15 protein-coding genes and 1 tRNA gene are annotated in these 16,962 nt (G+C 68.1%); 5 read left to right on the top strand and 11 right to left on the bottom strand.

The genetic code is table 11. From position 1 onward, the window contains the following. The first annotated feature begins 80 nt into the window (after positions 1-80). A complete protein-coding gene (locus tag DR843_RS07940) occupies positions 81-1,811 on the top strand; it encodes a hypothetical protein (protein ID WP_146202513.1) in 1,731 nt (576 codons plus the stop codon). Between the two features lie 5 nt (positions 1,812-1,816). Here DR843_RS07940 and DR843_RS07935 read toward each other — a convergent pair whose 3' ends face one another. The 6 genes from DR843_RS07935 to DR843_RS07910 all read right to left on the bottom strand — a co-directional run bounded on the left by DR843_RS07935 (position 1,817) and on the right by DR843_RS07910 (position 8,256). Continuing rightward, the gene (locus DR843_RS07935) at positions 1,817-3,253 is read right to left on the bottom strand and encodes a carboxyl transferase domain-containing protein (protein WP_109684869.1); all 1,437 of its coding nucleotides are present in this window, start codon (positions 3,251-3,253) and stop codon (positions 1,817-1,819) included. Further along, positions 3,250-4,494, bottom strand: coding sequence for a beta-ketoacyl-ACP synthase II (fabF, locus tag DR843_RS07930; RefSeq protein ID WP_109684868.1), 1,245 nt, complete (start codon positions 4,492-4,494; stop codon positions 3,250-3,252). Before fabF ends, DR843_RS07935 begins: the two co-directional genes overlap by 4 nt. Further along, positions 4,494-4,742, bottom strand: a complete 249-nt coding sequence (locus DR843_RS07925; protein ID WP_109684867.1) for an acyl carrier protein — start codon at positions 4,740-4,742, stop codon at positions 4,494-4,496. The genes fabF and DR843_RS07925 overlap by 1 nt, the downstream gene beginning before the upstream one ends. A 55-nt stretch (positions 4,743-4,797) precedes the next feature. Continuing rightward, positions 4,798-5,829 (bottom strand): beta-ketoacyl-ACP synthase III, encoded by a 1,032-nt coding sequence (locus DR843_RS07920; RefSeq protein ID WP_109688728.1) that lies wholly within the window; start codon positions 5,827-5,829, stop codon positions 4,798-4,800. After that, a complete protein-coding gene (locus DR843_RS07915) occupies positions 5,829-7,010 on the bottom strand; it encodes an ACP S-malonyltransferase (protein ID WP_109684866.1) in 1,182 nt (393 codons plus the stop codon). Before DR843_RS07915 ends, DR843_RS07920 begins: the two co-directional genes overlap by 1 nt. A gap of 91 nt (positions 7,011-7,101) precedes the next feature. Beyond that, positions 7,102-8,256: a PucR family transcriptional regulator gene (locus DR843_RS07910; RefSeq protein WP_109684865.1), complete on the bottom strand. Its 1,155-nt coding sequence runs from the start codon at positions 8,254-8,256 to the stop codon at positions 7,102-7,104. Positions 8,257-8,395: 139 nt separating this feature from the next. Between DR843_RS07910 and DR843_RS07905 the strand changes: the two genes are divergently transcribed. After that, entirely contained in the window at positions 8,396-9,433 is a 1,038-nt protein-coding gene (locus DR843_RS07905) for a glycerophosphodiester phosphodiesterase family protein (protein WP_109684864.1), read from the top strand. Here the strand turns inward: DR843_RS07905 and DR843_RS07900 are convergent, their stop codons facing one another. From DR843_RS07900 to aceE, 3 genes are all read right to left on the bottom strand, one after another. After that, positions 9,434-10,318 carry a universal stress protein gene (locus DR843_RS07900; protein WP_109684863.1) on the bottom strand — a complete coding sequence of 295 codons (885 nt, stop codon included), beginning with the start codon at positions 10,316-10,318 and terminating at the stop codon, positions 9,434-9,436. Beyond that, positions 10,315-11,832 carry an APC family permease gene (locus DR843_RS07895; protein ID WP_109684862.1) on the bottom strand — a complete coding sequence of 506 codons (1,518 nt, stop codon included), beginning with the start codon at positions 11,830-11,832 and terminating at the stop codon, positions 10,315-10,317. The genes DR843_RS07900 and DR843_RS07895 overlap by 4 nt, the downstream gene beginning before the upstream one ends. Before the next feature lie 155 nt (positions 11,833-11,987). Beyond that, the gene (gene aceE, locus DR843_RS07890; RefSeq protein ID WP_109684861.1) at positions 11,988-14,750 is read right to left on the bottom strand and encodes a pyruvate dehydrogenase (acetyl-transferring), homodimeric type; all 2,763 of its coding nucleotides are present in this window, start codon (positions 14,748-14,750) and stop codon (positions 11,988-11,990) included. A 184-nt stretch (positions 14,751-14,934) separates the two neighbouring features. On the opposite strand from aceE, the gene DR843_RS07885 reads away from it, so the two are divergent. The 3 genes from DR843_RS07885 to DR843_RS07875 all read left to right on the top strand — a co-directional run bounded on the left by DR843_RS07885 (position 14,935) and on the right by DR843_RS07875 (position 15,917). Next, the gene (locus tag DR843_RS07885; protein ID WP_109684860.1) at positions 14,935-15,357 is read left to right on the top strand and encodes a DUF3052 domain-containing protein; all 423 of its coding nucleotides are present in this window, start codon (positions 14,935-14,937) and stop codon (positions 15,355-15,357) included. Then, positions 15,354-15,812, top strand: coding sequence for a peroxiredoxin (locus tag DR843_RS07880; protein ID WP_109684859.1), 459 nt, complete (start codon positions 15,354-15,356; stop codon positions 15,810-15,812). Before DR843_RS07885 ends, DR843_RS07880 begins: the two co-directional genes overlap by 4 nt. Before the next feature lie 32 nt (positions 15,813-15,844). Continuing rightward, positions 15,845-15,917, top strand: a tRNA-Val gene (locus tag DR843_RS07875). 21 nt (positions 15,918-15,938) lie between these two features. On the opposite strand, the gene DR843_RS07870 is transcribed toward DR843_RS07875, so the two are convergent. Next, positions 15,939-16,430, bottom strand: coding sequence for an SRPBCC family protein (locus DR843_RS07870; RefSeq protein WP_109684858.1), 492 nt, complete (start codon positions 16,428-16,430; stop codon positions 15,939-15,941). After that, positions 16,430-16,954, bottom strand: a complete 525-nt coding sequence (locus DR843_RS07865) for a DUF4190 domain-containing protein (RefSeq protein ID WP_146202512.1) — start codon at positions 16,952-16,954, stop codon at positions 16,430-16,432. Before DR843_RS07865 ends, DR843_RS07870 begins: the two co-directional genes overlap by 1 nt. Between the last annotated feature and the right edge of the window lie 8 nt (positions 16,955-16,962).

The following is a 16,962-nucleotide window of genomic DNA, read 5'->3' as shown; positions in this document are numbered from 1 at the left end:
CTCCAGCCTCCGCCGCTAGCCAGGCGAGTACGACGACCGACAGCCAGGCGCAACAACTCGCCGACCGCTACGCGCCGGTGTTGGTCGTCCGCAAGCACACCACCCCCTGCGGCGACGGCGAGCCGTATCTGCCGATCTCGGTGGACGCGGTGCTCGGCCGCCAGGACGTCACCCTGCGCACGCCACACGGCACCATCGACGCGCCGACCGCCAGTCAGCTGGCGACGGCGGGTCCGGACAGTTATCTCGATCTGCCCGGTAACGCACTGCGGCCCGGGTGCAGTTACGAGAAGTGGTACGACCAGATTCGCGAGGGTCACAGCCCGAGCATCTACGCGCGCGTGGTCACCGACCAGGGCCACGTCGTCGTGCAGTACTGGTTCTACTACGTCTACAACGACTGGAACGACCGGCACGAGAGCGACTGGGAGATGATCCAGGTCGACTTCGATGTGCCAACGGTCGCGGCGGCGCTGCGCACCGAGCCGGTCCAGACGGCGTACGCCCAGCATGAGGGTTCCGAGGTCGCCGACTGGGGTGAGGACAAGCTGCGCCTGGTCGATGGCACCCATCCGGTGGTCTACCCCGGCCAGGGTTCGCACGCGTCGTACTACAGCCAGGAGCACTGGCTCGGCCGCGGCGCAGCGACCGGGTTCGGTTGCGACAACACCACGGCCCCGGGCACTCAGATCCGTCCCCAGGTGATCCTGCTTCCCAGCACGGTGCCGACCGACCCGAACGATCCGTTCGCCTGGCTGGCGTTCACCGGGCACTGGGGTGAGAAGCAACCGACCTTCAACAACGGACCGACCGGTCCGGCGACCAAGACCCAATGGAGTACGCCGATCGCCTGGGTCGACGACGAAGGTCGCCCGGCGTCGGTCGACCTTCCGCAAGTGCCGACCATGGCGACGACCGCTTTCTGCGGGATGGTGTCCCAGGGCTCGACGCTGTTCCTGAAGCTCCTGGCCCAGCCCGTGCTGACCGGAGGCCTGATCCTGGCCGCTGTGGCGCTGGCCATCTGGTTGGCAGCGCGCACCAAGTGGCGGCGCAGTGCACCCGGGACCGTTGACCGCGAGCGGAGCGTCGGCCAGATCCTGGCGGCGATGTTCGCGATCGCGTGGCGGTTGACGGCGCAACTGCTGCCGGTCGCGGGGGTGCTCTTCGTGAGCACCTACATCGTGCGGACCCTGACCCGTCTGGCCATCCACATCGGACCGAAGGGCACCATCACCGACCTGGATCCAGGGGTGAACGCCTGGTGGACCTGGGTGATCGCTGGCATCGGATGGGTGCTGGTCGCGATCATCGACGCGGTCTGTGCCGCCATCGTTCTCGATCTGCTGGAGCAACTGCGCGACGGTCACACGCCTGATGTGCGGGCCGCCGCCCGCGAGGTCAACGAGCACCGGACACCGGTCTACGTCTTCCTGGTGACGGTGCTGCTGGTCGGGACCGCGTTCATCACCTTCTGGCTCGCGCCGCTCGCACTGGTGATGCTCACGCTGTGGTCGGTGGCGATGGCCGCTGCGGCGGTGGAGGAGCGGCCACTGCGGGCCGCGTTCAAGCGCAGCGCGCAACTGGTCCGCACGCGACCGGTGAAGTCAGCGATCGTCGCGATGTTGCTGGTCCTCACCGCCGCCGGGGTGGGCCCGGTCATCGGCGGGGCACTGTTGTTGCTGACCGGCTGGCCGATCTGGATCGAGGATCTGATCGGCGGCCTGATGACCGCGGTGGTGATTCCCGCCGCGGTCATCGGCCTGGGTCTGCTCTTCTTCGATCTGCGCCGGCGCGCTGACCAGACGCAGTGATTCGCTCAGAGCGGGATGTTGCCGTGCTGTCCCCGTTGCGCCGGCGCGGCAGCCAACGCGGCTGCAACTGAGGTGCGGGTAGCCGAGGGCTCGACGACCTCGTCGATGACGCCGATCTCGAGGGCACGGGTGAGTCCGCCGGCGAGGACAGCGTGCTCTGCAGCGAGTTGGTTCTCCATCTCGGTGCGTTCCTCGCCTTCGGTCTCCGCGAGGCGACGACGGTGCAGAATCCGGACCGCAGCGACGTGACCCATGACGGCCAACTCGGCACCGGGCCACGCGAATACCTTTGTCGCACCGAGCGATTTGGCGTTCATCGCGATGTACGCGCCGCCGTACGCCTTGCGGGTCACGACCGTCACCCGCGGGACCACACACTCAGCGAACGCGTGCAGCAACTTGGCCCCACGGCGTACGACACCATCCCACTCCTGGCCCACGCCGGGTAGGTACCCGGGCACGTCGACCAGAACGATCAGGGGCACACCGAATGCGTCGCACATCCGCACGAACCGCGCGGCCTTCTCCGCCGACGAGGCATCAAGGCAGCCGCCGAGGCGGATCGGGTTGTTCGCCACGACACCGACGGTGCGCCCGCCCACACGACCAAGGGCGGTGGTGACGTTGGGGGCCCATCGGGGATGCAGTTCGACGCTGGTCTGCGGGTCGTCGAGGAGCTGCTCCACCAGCGGGTGCACGTCATACGCGCGCTTGGCGGATTCCGGCAGCAACGCGGCGAGGTCGCGGTCTTCGACCGAACCCCAATCACCCTGTGCGCCGAGCAGATTCGTGATCAGGCGACCGCGCTCGTAGGCCTGCTCCGAGGAGTCGGTGACGACATGGACCACACCCGAGCGCCGACCGTGCGGTTCCGGGCCGCCGAGCCGCAGGGCGTCGACGTCCTCGCCGGTCACCGAACGCACGACGTCGGGACCGGTGACGAAGATACGTCCCTCCGCCGCCAGGATGACGATGTCGGTCAGGGCCGGCCCGTAGGCGGCGCCGCCGGCTGCGGGACCGATCACGACGGAGATCTGCGGGATCTTCCCGGAGGCGCGGGTCATGATCGCGAAGACGTGGCCGACGGCGTCCAAGGACAGGACGCCCTCGGCCAGCCGGGCTCCACCGGAGTGCCACAGCCCGACGACCGGCACCTCGTCGGCCAATGCCCGCTCGTACGCCGCGACGATGACCTTGCAGCCAGCGTCACCCATCGCGCCACCCTGGATGGTCGCATCCGTAGCGAACGCGACCGCGGCCGCGCCATCGACCAGGCCGCGGGCCGCGAGGGCGCCGCTGGAGTCCTGCTCGGTAATCAGCTCGACAGTGCCAGGGTCGAAGAAGCTTTCCAGCCGCAGCAACGGGTTGCGCGGATCGTCGGCCGCGATGGTCCGTGCGCGGGCATGCGCCTCGCTGGAGGCGAGAGACGGTTGTCGGGTCACGAGACACTCCTGAGGACGGACGCCACGTTGTGACCGCCGAACCCGAACGAGTTGTTCAGCGCGGCCGTGGTGTCGGGCAACTTCCGGTGGTCGCCACGGACAACGTCGAGATCGACTGCAGGGTCGAGGTTTTCGATGTTGGTGGTGGCAGGGATGAGCCGGTGATAGATGCTCTGGATGGTGATGAGGGTCTCCAGGGCTCCCGCGGCGCCGAGCAGGTGGCCGGTCATCGACTTGGTCGCGGTCACGGGCATCGAATCGGCGGCGCTGCCGAACGCGCGTCGGATCGCCGCCACCTCAGCGACGTCACCGACGGGAGTCGAGGTGGCGTGCGCGTTGATGTGGTGGATGTCGGCGGGGGTCAGACCCGCCAACTCAACCGCCTCGAACATCGCGCGGGACGCACCGGCACCCTCAGGTTCCGGAGCCGTGATGTGATGCGCGTCCGCGGACATCCCGACCGAGGCGAACTCGGCGTAGATCCGGGCGCCCCGGGCGACCGCGTGCTCGTACTTCTCCAGCACGATCACCGCCGCACCCTCGCCCATCACGAATCCGTCGCGGTCGGTGTCATAGGGACGTGACGCGTGGGCAGGGTCGTCGTTGCGGGTCGACAGGGCTTGCATGGAAGCGAAGCCCGCCAGCGGAAGAGCGTGGATCGCGGCCTCGGCGCCACCAGCGACGACGACGTCGGCCCGACCCTCGCGGATCATGTCCGCCGCGTAACCCATCGCCTCGGCACCGGAGGCGCAGGCCGACACCGTGGTGTGGGCGCCGGCGCGGGCTCCGAGATCGAGCGAAACGCTGCCGGAGGCCGCATTCGGCATCAGCATCGGAACCGTCAACGGGTAGACCCGGCGCGGCCCCTTCTCCTTCAGCACGTCGTACTGGGCCAGCAGGCTGTGCACGCCGCCGATCCCGGTACCGATGGCGACGGCCAGCCGCTCGGGTTCGACATCGGGGCTGCCCGCGTCCTGCCAGGCTTCGCGCGAGGCGATCATGGCGTACTGCGCGAACGGGTCCAGCCGCCGCGTCTCCACCTTCGCCAGCCGCTCGGCCGGGTCCTGCTTCAACGACGCGGCGAAGGTCACCGGCAACTCGTACTGTGCCACCCAGTCCTGGGTGAGAGTCCGTGCGCCGCTGACCCCCGCCAGCAGCGCATCCCAGGTCGCGGGCGCGGTCTCCCCGATCGGGGTGGTCGCGCCGAGCCCCGTGACAACGATGCGCTGCGTCGAGGGCATCAGGCCTGAGCCTGCTGGATGAAGGAGATCGCGTCGCCGACGGTGTTGAGGTTCTTGACCTCGTCGTCGGGAATGCGCACGCCGAACTTCTCCTCGGCGTTGACCACGATGGTCATCATCGACAGCGAGTCGATGTCGAGGTCGTCGGTGAAGGACTTCTCGGGCTGGACCTGCGCGGTGTCGACACCGGTCTCTTCGTTCACGATGTCGGCAAGGCCGGCGAGGATTTCCTGGTCGCTGAGCGCCATCTGAGTGTCTCCTATGGGTTGTGGACGTTTACCTGGAACCGCCAGGTGCGGGGGATCAGGGGAGTACGACGACCTGGGCCGCGTAGGACAACCCGGCACCGAAGCCGATCTGCAGGGCGAGGCCGCCGTGCGGCGCCTCCCCTTCGCGCAGCATGCGCTCGGCGGCCAGGGGTATCGAGGCTGCCGAGGTGTTGCCGGTCTGGGCGATATCGCGGGCGACCGCGATGTCGGCGGGCAGGTGCAGTTGTTTGATCATCGCGTCGATGATCCGCATGTTCGCCTGGTGGGGGATGAAGGCGTCCAGGTCCTCGGCGCGGATGCCGGCCTTGTCGATCGCCTGCTGTGCGACCGGAGCCATCGACCACACCGCCCAGCGGAAGACCGAGGGTCCGGCCATGCTCATCGTGGACGGGTCGAGTCCGTCCTCGGACGCTGCGCTGTGGTCGCGGATGTCCCAGTACGACTCCCGCTGCCGGATCACGTCCCACTGCTGTCCGTCCGAGCCCCACACGGTGGGTCCGATACCGACGCTCCCGGAGGGTCCGATGAGCGCGGCTCCAGCGCCGTCGCCGAAGATGAACGCTGATCCTCGGTCGTGCGGGTCGACCAGTGAGGACAGCTTCTCGGCGCCGACGACCAGGACGTATTCCGCGCTGCCGCCGCGCACCATGTCCCCGGCCATCGCAACGGCGTGGCAGTAGCCGGCACAGGCGGCCGAGATGTCGAAGGCGGCGGCGTCCACACAGCCGAGGCGGTCGGCGACCAGCGGGGCGGCGGCGGGCGTCTGGAACGGGTGGGTGATCGTCGCGACGATGACAGCGCTGACCTGCTCGGGCCGGACACCGGCCTGCTCGAGGGCGGCGACGGACGCTGGCACCGACATGTCGACGACCGTCTCGTCCGGGGCCGCCCAGTGGCGGGTCACGATGCCCGAGCGTTCCCGGATCCACTGGTCGCTGGAGTCGATCCAGGTGCACACCTCAGCGTTGTCGATGACGCGCTGCGGCCGGTATCCACCGAGGCCGAGGATCGCCGCGTGGCGGGCGCCCTGCGGCTCGACGAGTTGACCAGTTCCCTTGGGCTGCATCACAGTTCGCTCGTTTCGGGGTGCAGTCGGAGCAACACCTGACCGGGGGACACCGGGTCGCCTTCTTCTGCGAGCCGTTCGATGACCGTGCCACCGTGCGGGGCGGTGACCGGGGTCGAGGAGCGGGGGGTCGAGACAGTTGCCACGACGGCGCCAGCCCGGACGTTCGCGCCGGTCTGCAGTTCGGCGTACTCGACGATGCCCTTGGCGGGAGCGACGATCAGCCGCCACGCCGGATCGAAGCTGCTACGCGGTTCACCGTGCTCACGCACCATTCGGTGCGCTGCCTCCAGGTCGTCGGGGGTCTTCAGGGCGAGGGTCTCCACACCGGGCATGCCGCGCTTGGCCAGCCCGGCGAGGGTGCCGGCCGGCGGGATCTCGATCAGGCCGGTGACGCCCATCTCGGTCATCGTGCGCATCGTGAGGTCCCAGCGCACCGGGCTGCTGACCTGCTGGACGAGGCGACGCAGCAGGTCGCGGCTGTCGTGGACGACGTGGCCGTCCTTGTTGCTCACCACGGGGACGCGCGCATCGTGGGTGGAGATGGCGCGCGCGTAGCGGGCGAGGTGCTCGACGGCCGGCGCCATGTGCTGGGTGTGGAACGCTCCGGCCACGCTCAACGGCACCACCCGGACCTTGGCGGGCAGGTGCTGGGGCAGCGCGGCGAGTTGGTCGAGCGTGCCGGCGGCCACGACCTGGCCGGCGCCGTTGCGGTTGGCCGCGGTCAGGCCGGCGGCCTCGATCGCGGCGTCCACCTGCTCGGGGTCGCCGCCGACGACGGCGCTCATACCGGTGGGGGTGACGGCGGAGGCAGCCGCCATGGCCCGGCCACGTTCGCGAACGAAGACCATCGCCTGCTCGGCGGTGAGTACGCCGGCCGCGGCCAGGGCGGTGATCTCCCCGACCGAGTGGCCGGCACCGACCCCGGTGACCCGGAATCCGTCGGAGGGATGCTCGAACAGGGCGAGCGCGGCAACCAACCCTGCGCCGACGATCAGCGGCTGCGCGACGGCCGTGTCGCGGATGGTGTCCGCATCGGAGGAGATGCCGTGTTCGACCAGGTCGACATCGGCGACGGCACCCAGCCAGCCCAACCGGTCCCGGAAGCCGGGCAGTTCCAACCAGGGAGCAAGGAAGCCGGGGGTTTGCGCACCCTGGCCGGGGCAGACAATCGCAAGCACGATCTCTACCCTGCCGAGGTGACCCCGCGATCAGCGACCGGTGACACCATGAGATTCGTCCGACGAATCTGTGGGGTTCCTACAAAGCCGCTCAGCGCTCGTCCCAGGCGGCGAAGGCAAACGCGATCCGGACCACGAAGGCCTCCCGCACATCGGTGAGGTCGTAACCGGTGGCCTCGGCGAACTGTCCGAGGCGGTAGCGCACGGTGTTGGCGTGCACGAAGAGCGCTCGCGCGGTGGCTTCCAGGCTGGGCTGGGCCAGGAAGCCGAGAGCGGTTTCGCGAAGGGCGTCTCGGTCGCGCAGCGGGCGCAGCACCCGATCCACCAGGGTGCGGCGGGCGTGGCTGTCGCCGTGCAGGGCACGTTCGGCCAGCAATTCGTCGGCCGGACACAGCCGCGGTGCGTCCGGCCAGGCGGGAGCAGCACCGTAGCCCGACAGGGCGGCCCGGGCGCTGCGGCCGGCGGCGAAGACGTGCGGGACGGTCGGCCCGAGCACGATCGGCCCGGGCGCCCAGTGCTCGGTCAACGGCTGGAGCTGGGCGAGGGGGTCGGTGACCCCGCCGATGATCGCGATCAGCGTGCGGCCCTGCACCGACACCAGTGAGTCGAGGTCAGCCCGGCGGGTATCGCGCCGCAGACCGTCCACGATCGCACTGTGGGCACCACTGGGTGCGCGGCCGACCGCGACCAGGACGTGGTGCACCTCATCCCAGCCGAGAGCGGCCACCCGCGAGCGGAGCGCTTCATCGGCCTCTGCGCGCAACACGGCGTCGATGACGTGCGCCTCCAGCCGGGCGTCCCAGGCGCCGCGCGCCTCCGCAGCCTGGGCGTAGACGGTCGCCGCCGCGAACGCGATCTCCCGCGAATAGATCAGGACTGCTTCGCGCAGCTCAACGCGGTCGGCGTCGTCGGCCAGCAGCGGGACCCGGTCCTCCACGACGCCGATGCTGGTCCGGATCAGATCCAACGTGTGGCTCAGGCTGATCGTCCGCGCCAACTCGGCCGGCGCCGGGTCGAAGATGTCGGTGGCCGAAGACGGCTCGGTCCCGTTGGTGCGGTACCAGTCGATGAAGCCACCGATACCGGCCTGGGCCACCATGCCCACCCAGGAGCGCTCCTCGGCGGACAACTCCCGATACCACGAGTGCTCCGCCTCCATCTGCTGGATCGCGGCGGTCGCCATCGCCCCGGCGGCCCCTTGCAGACGGCGCCAGGTGTGTTCCCGAGTGTTCGATGTGATTGTCATCTCAGCTGCACGATACCGGCCGCTGTTTGTGGATTCCCTCCACAGGACCTCTGTGCGCGCGGGCAGTGTTCACCAGCGGTTCCCTCCCGCGGCACCCTGGTGATGCCTCGACGTCGCGTTGGGCCGGTGAAGTCTGATCATGGTGGCCTACCGGCTGGACGAACCGCCGCTCGTGATCGGTCATCGCGGTGCGAGCGGCTACCGCCCCGAACACACGTTGCCCGCCTACGAACTCGCGGCGCGGCTCGGCGCGGACAGCCTCGAGGCAGACCTGGTGATGACGGCCGACGGCGTGGCGATCTGCCGGCACGAGAACGAACTGTCCCGCACCACGGACGTGGCCGCTCGCCGGGAATTCGCCGATCGGCGTACCTCCCGGGTTGTTGACGGCGTGGAGCGCACCGGTTGGTTCAGCGAGGACTTCACCCTTGCGGAGATCAAGACGTTGTGGGCCGTCGAACGACTACCCCGGTTGCGCCAGGCGAACACGATCTACGAACGCCGCCTGCGGATCCCCACCTTCGATGAGTTGCTGGCGCTGCGGCGTTCGCTCTCGCAGGAGTTGAGCCGCATCGTCGGGGTGAGCCCGGAACTCAAGCACGCGGCGTACTTCCGGGCTCGTGGACTGGATCTGGAGGGCGCCGTGACCCACGCGCTGCGTGATGCCCGCCTCGATGCGCCGAACGCACCGGTCTTCGTGCAGTCCTTCGAACTGACGAGCCTGATCCGGCTACGGGAGGATCTGGGGTTGCGCACCCCGCTGCTGATGCTCACCGAGCGGGAGGGCGCGCCATCGGACTTGGCCGGCACCGCGGACGCGCGCACGTACGCCGATCTGGTGACTCCGCGCGCGCTGCGCCTGATCTCCACGTGGGTCACCGGCATCGGCCCGAGCAAGGACCAGGTGATCGTGCGCCGATCCGACGGGTCCCTGGGCCGGCCCACCGACCTGGTGCGCCATGCGCACGACGTCGGCCTGCGCGTGCACGTGTGGACCTTCCGGACCGAAAACACTTTCCTGCCAGTCGATTTGCGCTCCAGCCGGGTCCCGCAGGAGTTCGGTGACGGACTGGCGGAGCTGGCGATCTTCGCGCGGGCCGGAGTGGATGCCCTGATCACCGACCACCCGGACGTCGCGGTGCACGCCCGGGCGGAGGTGTTCGCCCACGCCGGCTGATCAGGCCCGTCGACGACGCGGCAGCAGCACCGTCGGCACCGGGGAGGTGCGCACGATGCGGGTGGCGGTCGATCCGAGGAACACCCGGGCCAGTGGAGCGTGCTCGCTGGACCCCAAGACCAGCAGGTCGCCGGGCGACCAGTCGAACTGCTCGGTGGTGCGCGACCACCGTGATCCGACGAGCACTCCAACCCGAGAAATCGTCACCCCGGACTGCTCCAGCTCGTCGCTGATGCGTTGCTGGGCCGCCACGGCATCGGCTCGCCAACTGTCGAAGACGCCCTGGTCGGCGAACACCGTCAGGGCCGCCGAGTCACGGACCGCGAAGGTCACCAGAGTCGCCGGCACTGCGAGCCAGTTGCACAACGCGGCGGCTTCGTCGCTCAGGGCCAGGTCGCTGTGCCCTGGTCGCACGGCGAGGACGACCCGTTTGACGGTGTCCTCGCCGGGGCGGTAACCCCGCGGCGCCAGACCCACGGGCAGCGACGAACTGTGCACCAACCGGTCCGATGTGCTGCCAAGACTGATCTGACCCAACGGACCGGACGTCGAGGAACCCACGACCAGCACGCGGGCGCGCCGGGCGTCGCCCTCTCGCTGCAGAATTGCCGGGACCGACCGGCCGCTGCGGACCACCTCGGTCACGGGCAGGTCCGCGGGCAATCGATCTCGCGCAGCCGCCAGCGCTTCGGCGGCGGCTTCCTGGATCCGATGCTGCCATTCGCTGTCGATGCCGGCCGGGTCCCGCATGGCCGGTGACTCCGCCAAGCTCTGGATGATGCAGCACAACACGAGTTCGTCACCGGTGGTCCTCGCCAGTTGCGCGGCGAGGTACAGCCCCGAATTGGTCGAGGGGTGCGGTCCGAACCCGACAACGATGCTCATTGCGGACTTCCCGGGATGGTGCCGTCCTGCGTCAGCTCACCTGCGATGTCGATCTTCGCCAGCCGGGCGTGCTTGCGGCCGTAGGAGAAGTAGACCAGCAGGCCGATGGCCAACCAGACCAGGAAGCGGATCCAGGTCTCGACCGCGAGGCTGGCCATCAGGGCCAGACAGCATGCCGTAGCCAGGATCGGCACCAGCGGCACCAGGGGAGTGCGGAACGGGCGCTTCATGTCCGGCTGGGTCTTGCGCAGGACGATCACCGCGATCGAGACCACCACGAAGGCGAACAACGTTCCGATGCTGACCATCTCGGCCAGCACGCTGATCGGGACGAACCCAGCCAACACAGCCACCGTGCCGATGGTGAGCGCGGTCATCAGCACCGGGGTACCCCACGAGGGGTGCACCTTGCGGAAGATCGGCGGCAGCAGACCGTCACGGGCCAACGCGAAACCGATGCGACCCATGGCGATGATGTCCACCAGGATCACCGAGCTCAGTCCGGCAACGGCCGCGATGCCGATCAGGATGCCGGCCCAGCCGACCCCCACCTGGTGGAAGACGTCGGCGACGGCGTCTGCCTCGGAGAGGTCGCGGTAGTTGACCATTCCGGTCATCACCAGACAGACCCCGACGTACAGCAGGGTGCAGATGCCGAGGGTGCCCAAAAGGCCCAGCGGCATGTCGCGCTCGGGCTTCTTGGTCTCCTCGCCGAGGTTGGCGACCGCCTCGAAACCGGAGTAGGCGAAGAACACCACAGCCGCCGCGACGAGCACGCCGGCGATGCCGAAGTGGCTGGGGGTGACGCCCGTCAGGAACTGCCACAGCGGTGCGGTCAGTTCGGCGCCCGAGGACTTGGCGGGCTGGGCGGGCGGGATGAACGGGACCCAGTTGTGGGTCTTGACGTAGAACGCACCGACCGCGATGACGAAGATGCAGACGATGACCTTGATGGCCACCAGGCCGTTGGTGACCCACTTGCTCTCCCGGATGCCGCGTAGGGCGACGTAGCCGAGCAGCAGGGTGATGAAGATGGCGCCGATGTTGACGACAGATCCTTCTTCGGCGAACCACTTGGACGGCAGGTTGAACACGCCGGCGATATAGCCCGACCAGCCGCGCGCGACCACCGCTGCGCCCAAGGCGAATTCGAGGATCAGATCCCACGCGATGATCCAGGCGAAGATCTCGCCGATCGTCGTGTAGGCGTAGGTGTAGGAACTGCCGGCGGTCGGGACCGCGGCGGCCAGTTCGGCGTAACACAGCGCGGCCAGCAGGGATACGCCACCGGCAATCAGGAAGGAGATGACGATGGCGGGGCCGGCGTTGTTCTTGGCCTGGACACCGGTCAGCGTGAAGATGCCGGTACCGATGACGATGCCGATCCCGAACCCGATCAGGTCCCAGACACCGAGACTTTTGCGCAGACTGCCGCCGTGTTCTTCGGCTGCTTCCGGGTCCTCGTCGTTCTGGTGGATGACGTCGTCGACGCTCTTCTTGCGGGTGATGTCCATCGGTTCCCCTTCGGTTGACGGCCAGAGACCCTGAGATCAGCCGACGTTAGGGGAACTATCCACCGCAGTGGGCTACTCCACCCTTACGGGCGGGGACATGCAGAGCGCGACCAGCGGTCAATGACCGCCGGTCGCGCTCTGCCGGTCGAGCCCGGTTAAGACTCCCCACCCGCGTTGCCGGAGGTGCCTGCAGTGACATCCAACAACCGGTACTTCTCGGCGGCCTGCGCCGCCAGGGCGGGATCGACCTCGCCGCGGCGGCCCAACTCCTGCAGCGTGCGCACCGCCAGCGACGGTCCGTCGATGTGGAAGAACCGCCGCGCCGCGGCGCGGGTGTCGCTGAAGCCGAACCCGTCCGCGCCCAGCGTGACGTAGTCGCCGGGCACCCATTCGCGGATCTGGTCCTGGACGCCGCGCTCCCAGTCCGAGGTCGCCACGACCGGGCCCTGGGTGTCGGCCAGGCGCTGGGTGACGTACGCCGTGCGCGGCTCCTCCTGCGGGTGCAGGAAGTTGTGCTCGTCGCACGCCAGGCCGTCCCGGCGCAGTTCGTTCCAGGACGTCACCGACCAGACGTCGGCCGCGACACCCCAGTCGTCCTTGAGCAGTTCCTGCGCCTCCAGGGCCCACGGCACGCCGACGCCAGAAGCCAGCAACTGCGCCCGCGGCCCGTCGCCGGAGCCTTCGCTGATGCGGTGCATTCCCTTGAGAATGCCCTCCACGTCAACGTTTTCGGGCTCAGCCGGTTGGACCATCGGCTCGTTGTAGACGGTCAGGTAGTAGTACACGTTCTCCGGCTGATCGCCGTACATGCGGCGCAGACCGTCCTTGACGATGTGCGTCAACTCGTAGACGTACGCCGGGTCGTAGGCCACGACGGCCGGGTTGGTCTCCGCGAGCAGATGCGAGTGACCGTCCGCGTGCTGCAGACCTTCACCGGTCAACGTGGTCCGCCCGGCGGTCGCACCGATCAGGAAGCCGCGGGTCATCTGGTCCGCTGCCGCCCACAGGTAGTCCGCGGTCCGCTGGAAGCCGAACATCGAGTAGAAGATGTAGATCGGCACCATGTGGATCCCGTGCGTCGCGTACGACGTGCCCACCGCGGTGAAGGCTGCCGTCGAGCCACCCTCGTTGATCCCCAGGTGCAGGATCTGCCCGTCCACGGCTTCCTTGTAGGACAGCATCAACTCGTGGTCCACCGAGGTGTAGTGCTGGCCGTGCGGGTTATAGATCTTGGCGGTCGGGAAGAACGAGTCCATCCCGAAGGTGCGCGCCTCGTCTGGGATGATCGGCACCACGTGCTTGCCGAACTCCTTGTCGCGCATCAGATCCTTCAGGACCCGCACGAAGCCCATCGTGGTGGCGATCTCCTGCTTGCCAGAGCCCTTCTTACCGATCGCGTACGCCGCGTCGTCCGGCAGTTTGATCGCCGCCGCCCGGGTGCGCCGGTTGGGTAGCCCGCCACCGAGTTTGGCGCGGCGCTCCTTGAGGTACTGGATTGCCGGGTCGTCGTCGCCGGGGTGGTAGTACGGCGGCAGGTAGGGGTCAGCCTCCAAGACCTCGTCGCTGATCGGGATCTTCAACGAGTCCCGGAACTGCTTGAGGTCCTCCAGAGTCATCTTCTTCATCTGGTGGGTGGCGTTGCGCCCGGCGAAGTGGGTGCCCAGGCTGTAGCCCTTGATGGTGTGCGCCAGGATGACCGTCGGCTGACCGACGTGTTCGGTCGCAGCCTTGTACGCGGCGTACACCTTGCGGTAGTCGTGGCCACCGCGCTTGAGCTTCCACCAGATGTCGTCGTCGGACCAGTCTTCGACGAGTTTGCGGGTGCGCGGGTCGCGGCCGAAGAAGTGCTCGCGCACGTAGGCGCCGTCGTTGGCGCGGAACGTCTGGTAGTCACCGTCGGGCGTGGAGTTCATCAGGTTGACCAGGGCGCCGTCGCGGTCGGCGGACAGCAGCGGATCCCAGCCGCGGCCCCAGATGCACTTGATGACGTTCCAGCCGGCGCCCCGGAAGAAGGACTCCAGCTCCTGGATGATCTTGCCGTTGCCGCGCACCGGACCGTCGAGCCGCTGCAGGTTGCAGTTGATGACGAACGTCAGGTTGTCCAGGCCCTCGTTGCCGGCCAATTGGAGTACGCCGCGCGCCTCCGGTTCGTCCATCTCGCCGTCGCCGAGGAAGGCCCAAACCCGTTGCTGGCTGGTGTCTTTGAAGCCCCGGTTGTGCAGGTACTTGTTGAACTGGGCCTGATAGACGGCGTTCATCGGGCCGATGCCCATCGAGACGGTCGGGAACTCCCAGAAGTCCGGCATGTTGCGCGGGTGCGGATAGGAGGGGATGCCCTTGAGCTCACCGTCGACGATGTGTGACTTCTCCTGGCGGAAGCCGTCGAGCTGTTCAGAGGTCAACCGACCCTCGAGGAAGGCGCGGGCGTACATGCCGGGGGAGGCGTGACCCTGGAAGAAGATCTGGTCACCGCCGCCCTCGTGGTCCTTGCCGCGGAAGAAGTGGTTGAAGCCGACTTCGTAGAGGGTCGCGGCGCTGGCGTAGGTGGAGATGTGACCACCGACGCCGATCCCGGGCCGCTGCGCACGGTGCACCATGATGGCGGCGTTCCAGCGCAGCCAGTTGCGGTAGCGCCGCTCGGTCTCCTCATCGCCGGGGAACCACGGCTCGGCCTCCGGGCCGATCGTGTTGACGTAGTCCGTGGCGACCAGCGACGGGACCCCGACCTGCTGCTGACGGGCTCGTTCGAGCAACTTCAGCATCACGTAGCGGGCGCGGTTCTTACCGCCGTGTTCGATGACCTGATCCAGCGATTCCAGCCATTCGCTGGTCTCGTCCGGATCAGTGTCGGGTAGCTGACTCGGAATACCGTTCAGCAGTGGGCCCGGGTTCGCCGGGGTTACAGGGTCAGGTGTCATGAGTGGCTCCTCTCGTGCGACACCGTGAAGAGGCTTCCAACCATCGAAGCACTCCGAGAGTCCAGCGTGCAGGGCCGGGTGGGTTACTCGCCGGTAGTTCCCATTCTTCGGGAAATAGCGGCTCAGGGACCCTTTTCGCGCCGGTCGGGTTGCGAACGCCGGTGATACCTAGTGGACTACGCCCATGGTGAATAACGCCATCGACGTGGCCTTCTGGGAGAAACTGGGATTTGCGGACGGTCAGATCGTCCAGGAGATCGGCTGGGACGAGGACAGCGACGATGATCTACGCGCGGCAATCGAGGACGTCGTCGGCGCGTCCTTGGAGGACGAGGACTTCGACGGGGTCGTGGACGCCGTCATGTTGTGGTGGCGTGACGGCGACGGTGATCTCATCGACGACTGCGTCGACGCACTGACCAACCTGGCCGACAAGGGCTTCGTGTTGCTGTTGGTGCCGAAGGCCGGTCATCCCGACCACGTCGACGCTGCCGACATCCAGGAAGCCGCGCAGACCGCCGGGCTCAAGGTCGGTTCGACCAGCAAGGCCGGCCCGGAGTGGATCGCGGTCAAACTGGTCCAGGCCGGTCAGAGCAAGCAGCGATGAGTCTCGCCGTGGGGGACACCGCTCCCGACTTCACCCTCAAGGACCAGTTCGGTGCGCCGGTCACGTTGTCCGCTGTGCTCAGCACGAAGGCCGCGCTGGTCGTCTTCTATCCGTTCGCCTTCTCCGGCATCTGCACCGGTGAATTGTGCGGGGTCCGTGACGATCTGACCCGCTACCAGAACGACGCGGTGAGTTTCCTGGCGGTCTCCTGCGACCCGATGCCCGCGCTGAAGGCCTGGGGTCAGCAAGAGGGCTACGAGTTCCCGTTGCTGTCGGACTTCTGGCCGCACGGGCAGGTGGCCCGCGACTACGGGGTGTTCCACGAGGAGGCGGGGTTCGCCGTACGCGGATCGTTCCTGATCGACCAGGGCGGGGTGCTGCGCTGGTCAGTGGTCAACGGCCCCGGCGAGGCACGCGATTTCGGCGAAGCAGCGGACGCGATCGCGGGTTTGTAGCGCGGCACTGTAGTCTTGGGCGCCGCCCATCAGGGCCTGTAGCTCAGTTGGTAGAGCACCGCGTTTACACCGCGGGTGTCGTCGGTTCGAACCCGGCCGGGCCCACCCTTTCGATCCGCGTCTGGCTCACCGTGGCGATGCCTGCGGGTATCCGCGGCGGACCGTGCGATCCAGAATCCCCAGGGTGCCCTTCAGATTGGCCTCGGAGATCACCGGGAAGATGCCGGCGTCCCGCCACGTGGGCGCGATCTGCGACCAGTCGTAGAACGAGGTCACGAGGGTCGAATCGCCCTGCGGCTGCAGCGAATATCCGTAGACGTGACCGATCGGTGGGCGCACCGTGCCCAGGATGGTCCACGCGATCAGCGCATCCGGGACGAACTGGGTGATGGTGACCGTCACGTCGTACTCGCCCATGGGCAGGTCGCCCAGGGCCTCGCGGTCCATGTGGACGACGAACTCATCGCCCACGGCGGTCACGCGCTGCCCGTCGGCGCTCATCAGCATCCCGGATGCGTCGATCGCGACGTGCCCCTGCGGGTCGGTCAGCACCGCGAAGATCCGCGATGCCTCGGCCGGGATGGTGCGGGTGACTTCCAAGCGATCGCCCGTAGCCATCAGAAGGTGCCGGTGTCGTTGTAGGTGCCGTCGAGGTTGCCGCTGCTGGCGAGGGTGATCATGCCCACGATGAACAGCACCCACAGCGCGGTGACGATGATGCCGACGATGATCCCGGCCAGCGCCTGACCCGATCCGCCCTGCTGACCGCCCGTGCGGTCGATCTCCCGGCGGGCCAACACGCCCAGGATGACCGCTGGCACCGCGAGGAACGGTCCGAAACAGAAGATGCTGACGATCGCACACACCAGTGAAGCGGTGGCCTTGCCGTTCGTCGGCGCGACCGCGTAGGGCTGGTAGGGCCCGCCAGCGGGGTAGGGGTTGTACGCCGGTCCGGTCTGCGCGGCGTACTGCCCGTACTGCGGCGGCTGCTGCTGGTACTGGGGGTACTGATCCCACGGATTGGGGTACGTCGGATACGGGGACGACGTCGGTGCCGGTGCCGTCGGCGGCGTCGTCGGCACCGCCTGCGTCGCGGCCGGGTCGTAGGCCCACGGGTCTTTCGGATCGGACGGAGTGCTCACGCAGCAAT

The organism is Branchiibius hedensis (assembly GCF_900108585.1).
Classification (GTDB): Bacteria; Actinomycetota; Actinomycetes; order Actinomycetales; family Dermatophilaceae; genus Branchiibius; species Branchiibius hedensis.
The sequence above is the reverse complement of the archived record's forward strand: the minus strand, read 5'-3'. Positions and strand labels throughout refer to the sequence as shown.

Bases quoted from the DNA above. Each gene is read 5' to 3' on its own strand.
- fabF (WP_109684868.1), bottom strand. From the start codon at position 4,494: ATGCCCTCGACGCAGCGCATCGTTGTCACGGGGCTCGGCGCGACCACC.
- DR843_RS07925 (WP_109684867.1), bottom strand. From the start codon at position 4,742: ATGGCGCTCAGCGACCAGGAAATCCTCGCCGGCCTTGCCGACATCGTG.
- DR843_RS07920 (WP_109688728.1), bottom strand. From the start codon at position 5,829: ATGCAGCCCAAGGGAACTGGTCAACTCGTCGAGCCGCAGGGCGCCCGC.
- DR843_RS07910 (WP_109684865.1), bottom strand. From the start codon at position 8,256: ATGACAATCACATCGAACACTCGGGAACACACCTGGCGCCGTCTGCAA.
- DR843_RS07905 (WP_109684864.1), top strand. From the start codon at position 8,396: ATGGTGGCCTACCGGCTGGACGAACCGCCGCTCGTGATCGGTCATCGC.
- DR843_RS07900 (WP_109684863.1), bottom strand. From the start codon at position 10,318: ATGAGCATCGTTGTCGGGTTCGGACCGCACCCCTCGACCAATTCGGGG.
- DR843_RS07895 (WP_109684862.1), bottom strand. From the start codon at position 11,832: ATGGACATCACCCGCAAGAAGAGCGTCGACGACGTCATCCACCAGAAC.
- aceE (WP_109684861.1), bottom strand. From the start codon at position 14,750: ATGACACCTGACCCTGTAACCCCGGCGAACCCGGGCCCACTGCTGAAC.
- DR843_RS07885 (WP_109684860.1), top strand. From the start codon at position 14,935: ATGGTGAATAACGCCATCGACGTGGCCTTCTGGGAGAAACTGGGATTT.
- DR843_RS07880 (WP_109684859.1), top strand. From the start codon at position 15,354: ATGAGTCTCGCCGTGGGGGACACCGCTCCCGACTTCACCCTCAAGGAC.
- DR843_RS07870 (WP_109684858.1), bottom strand. From the start codon at position 16,430: ATGGCTACGGGCGATCGCTTGGAAGTCACCCGCACCATCCCGGCCGAG.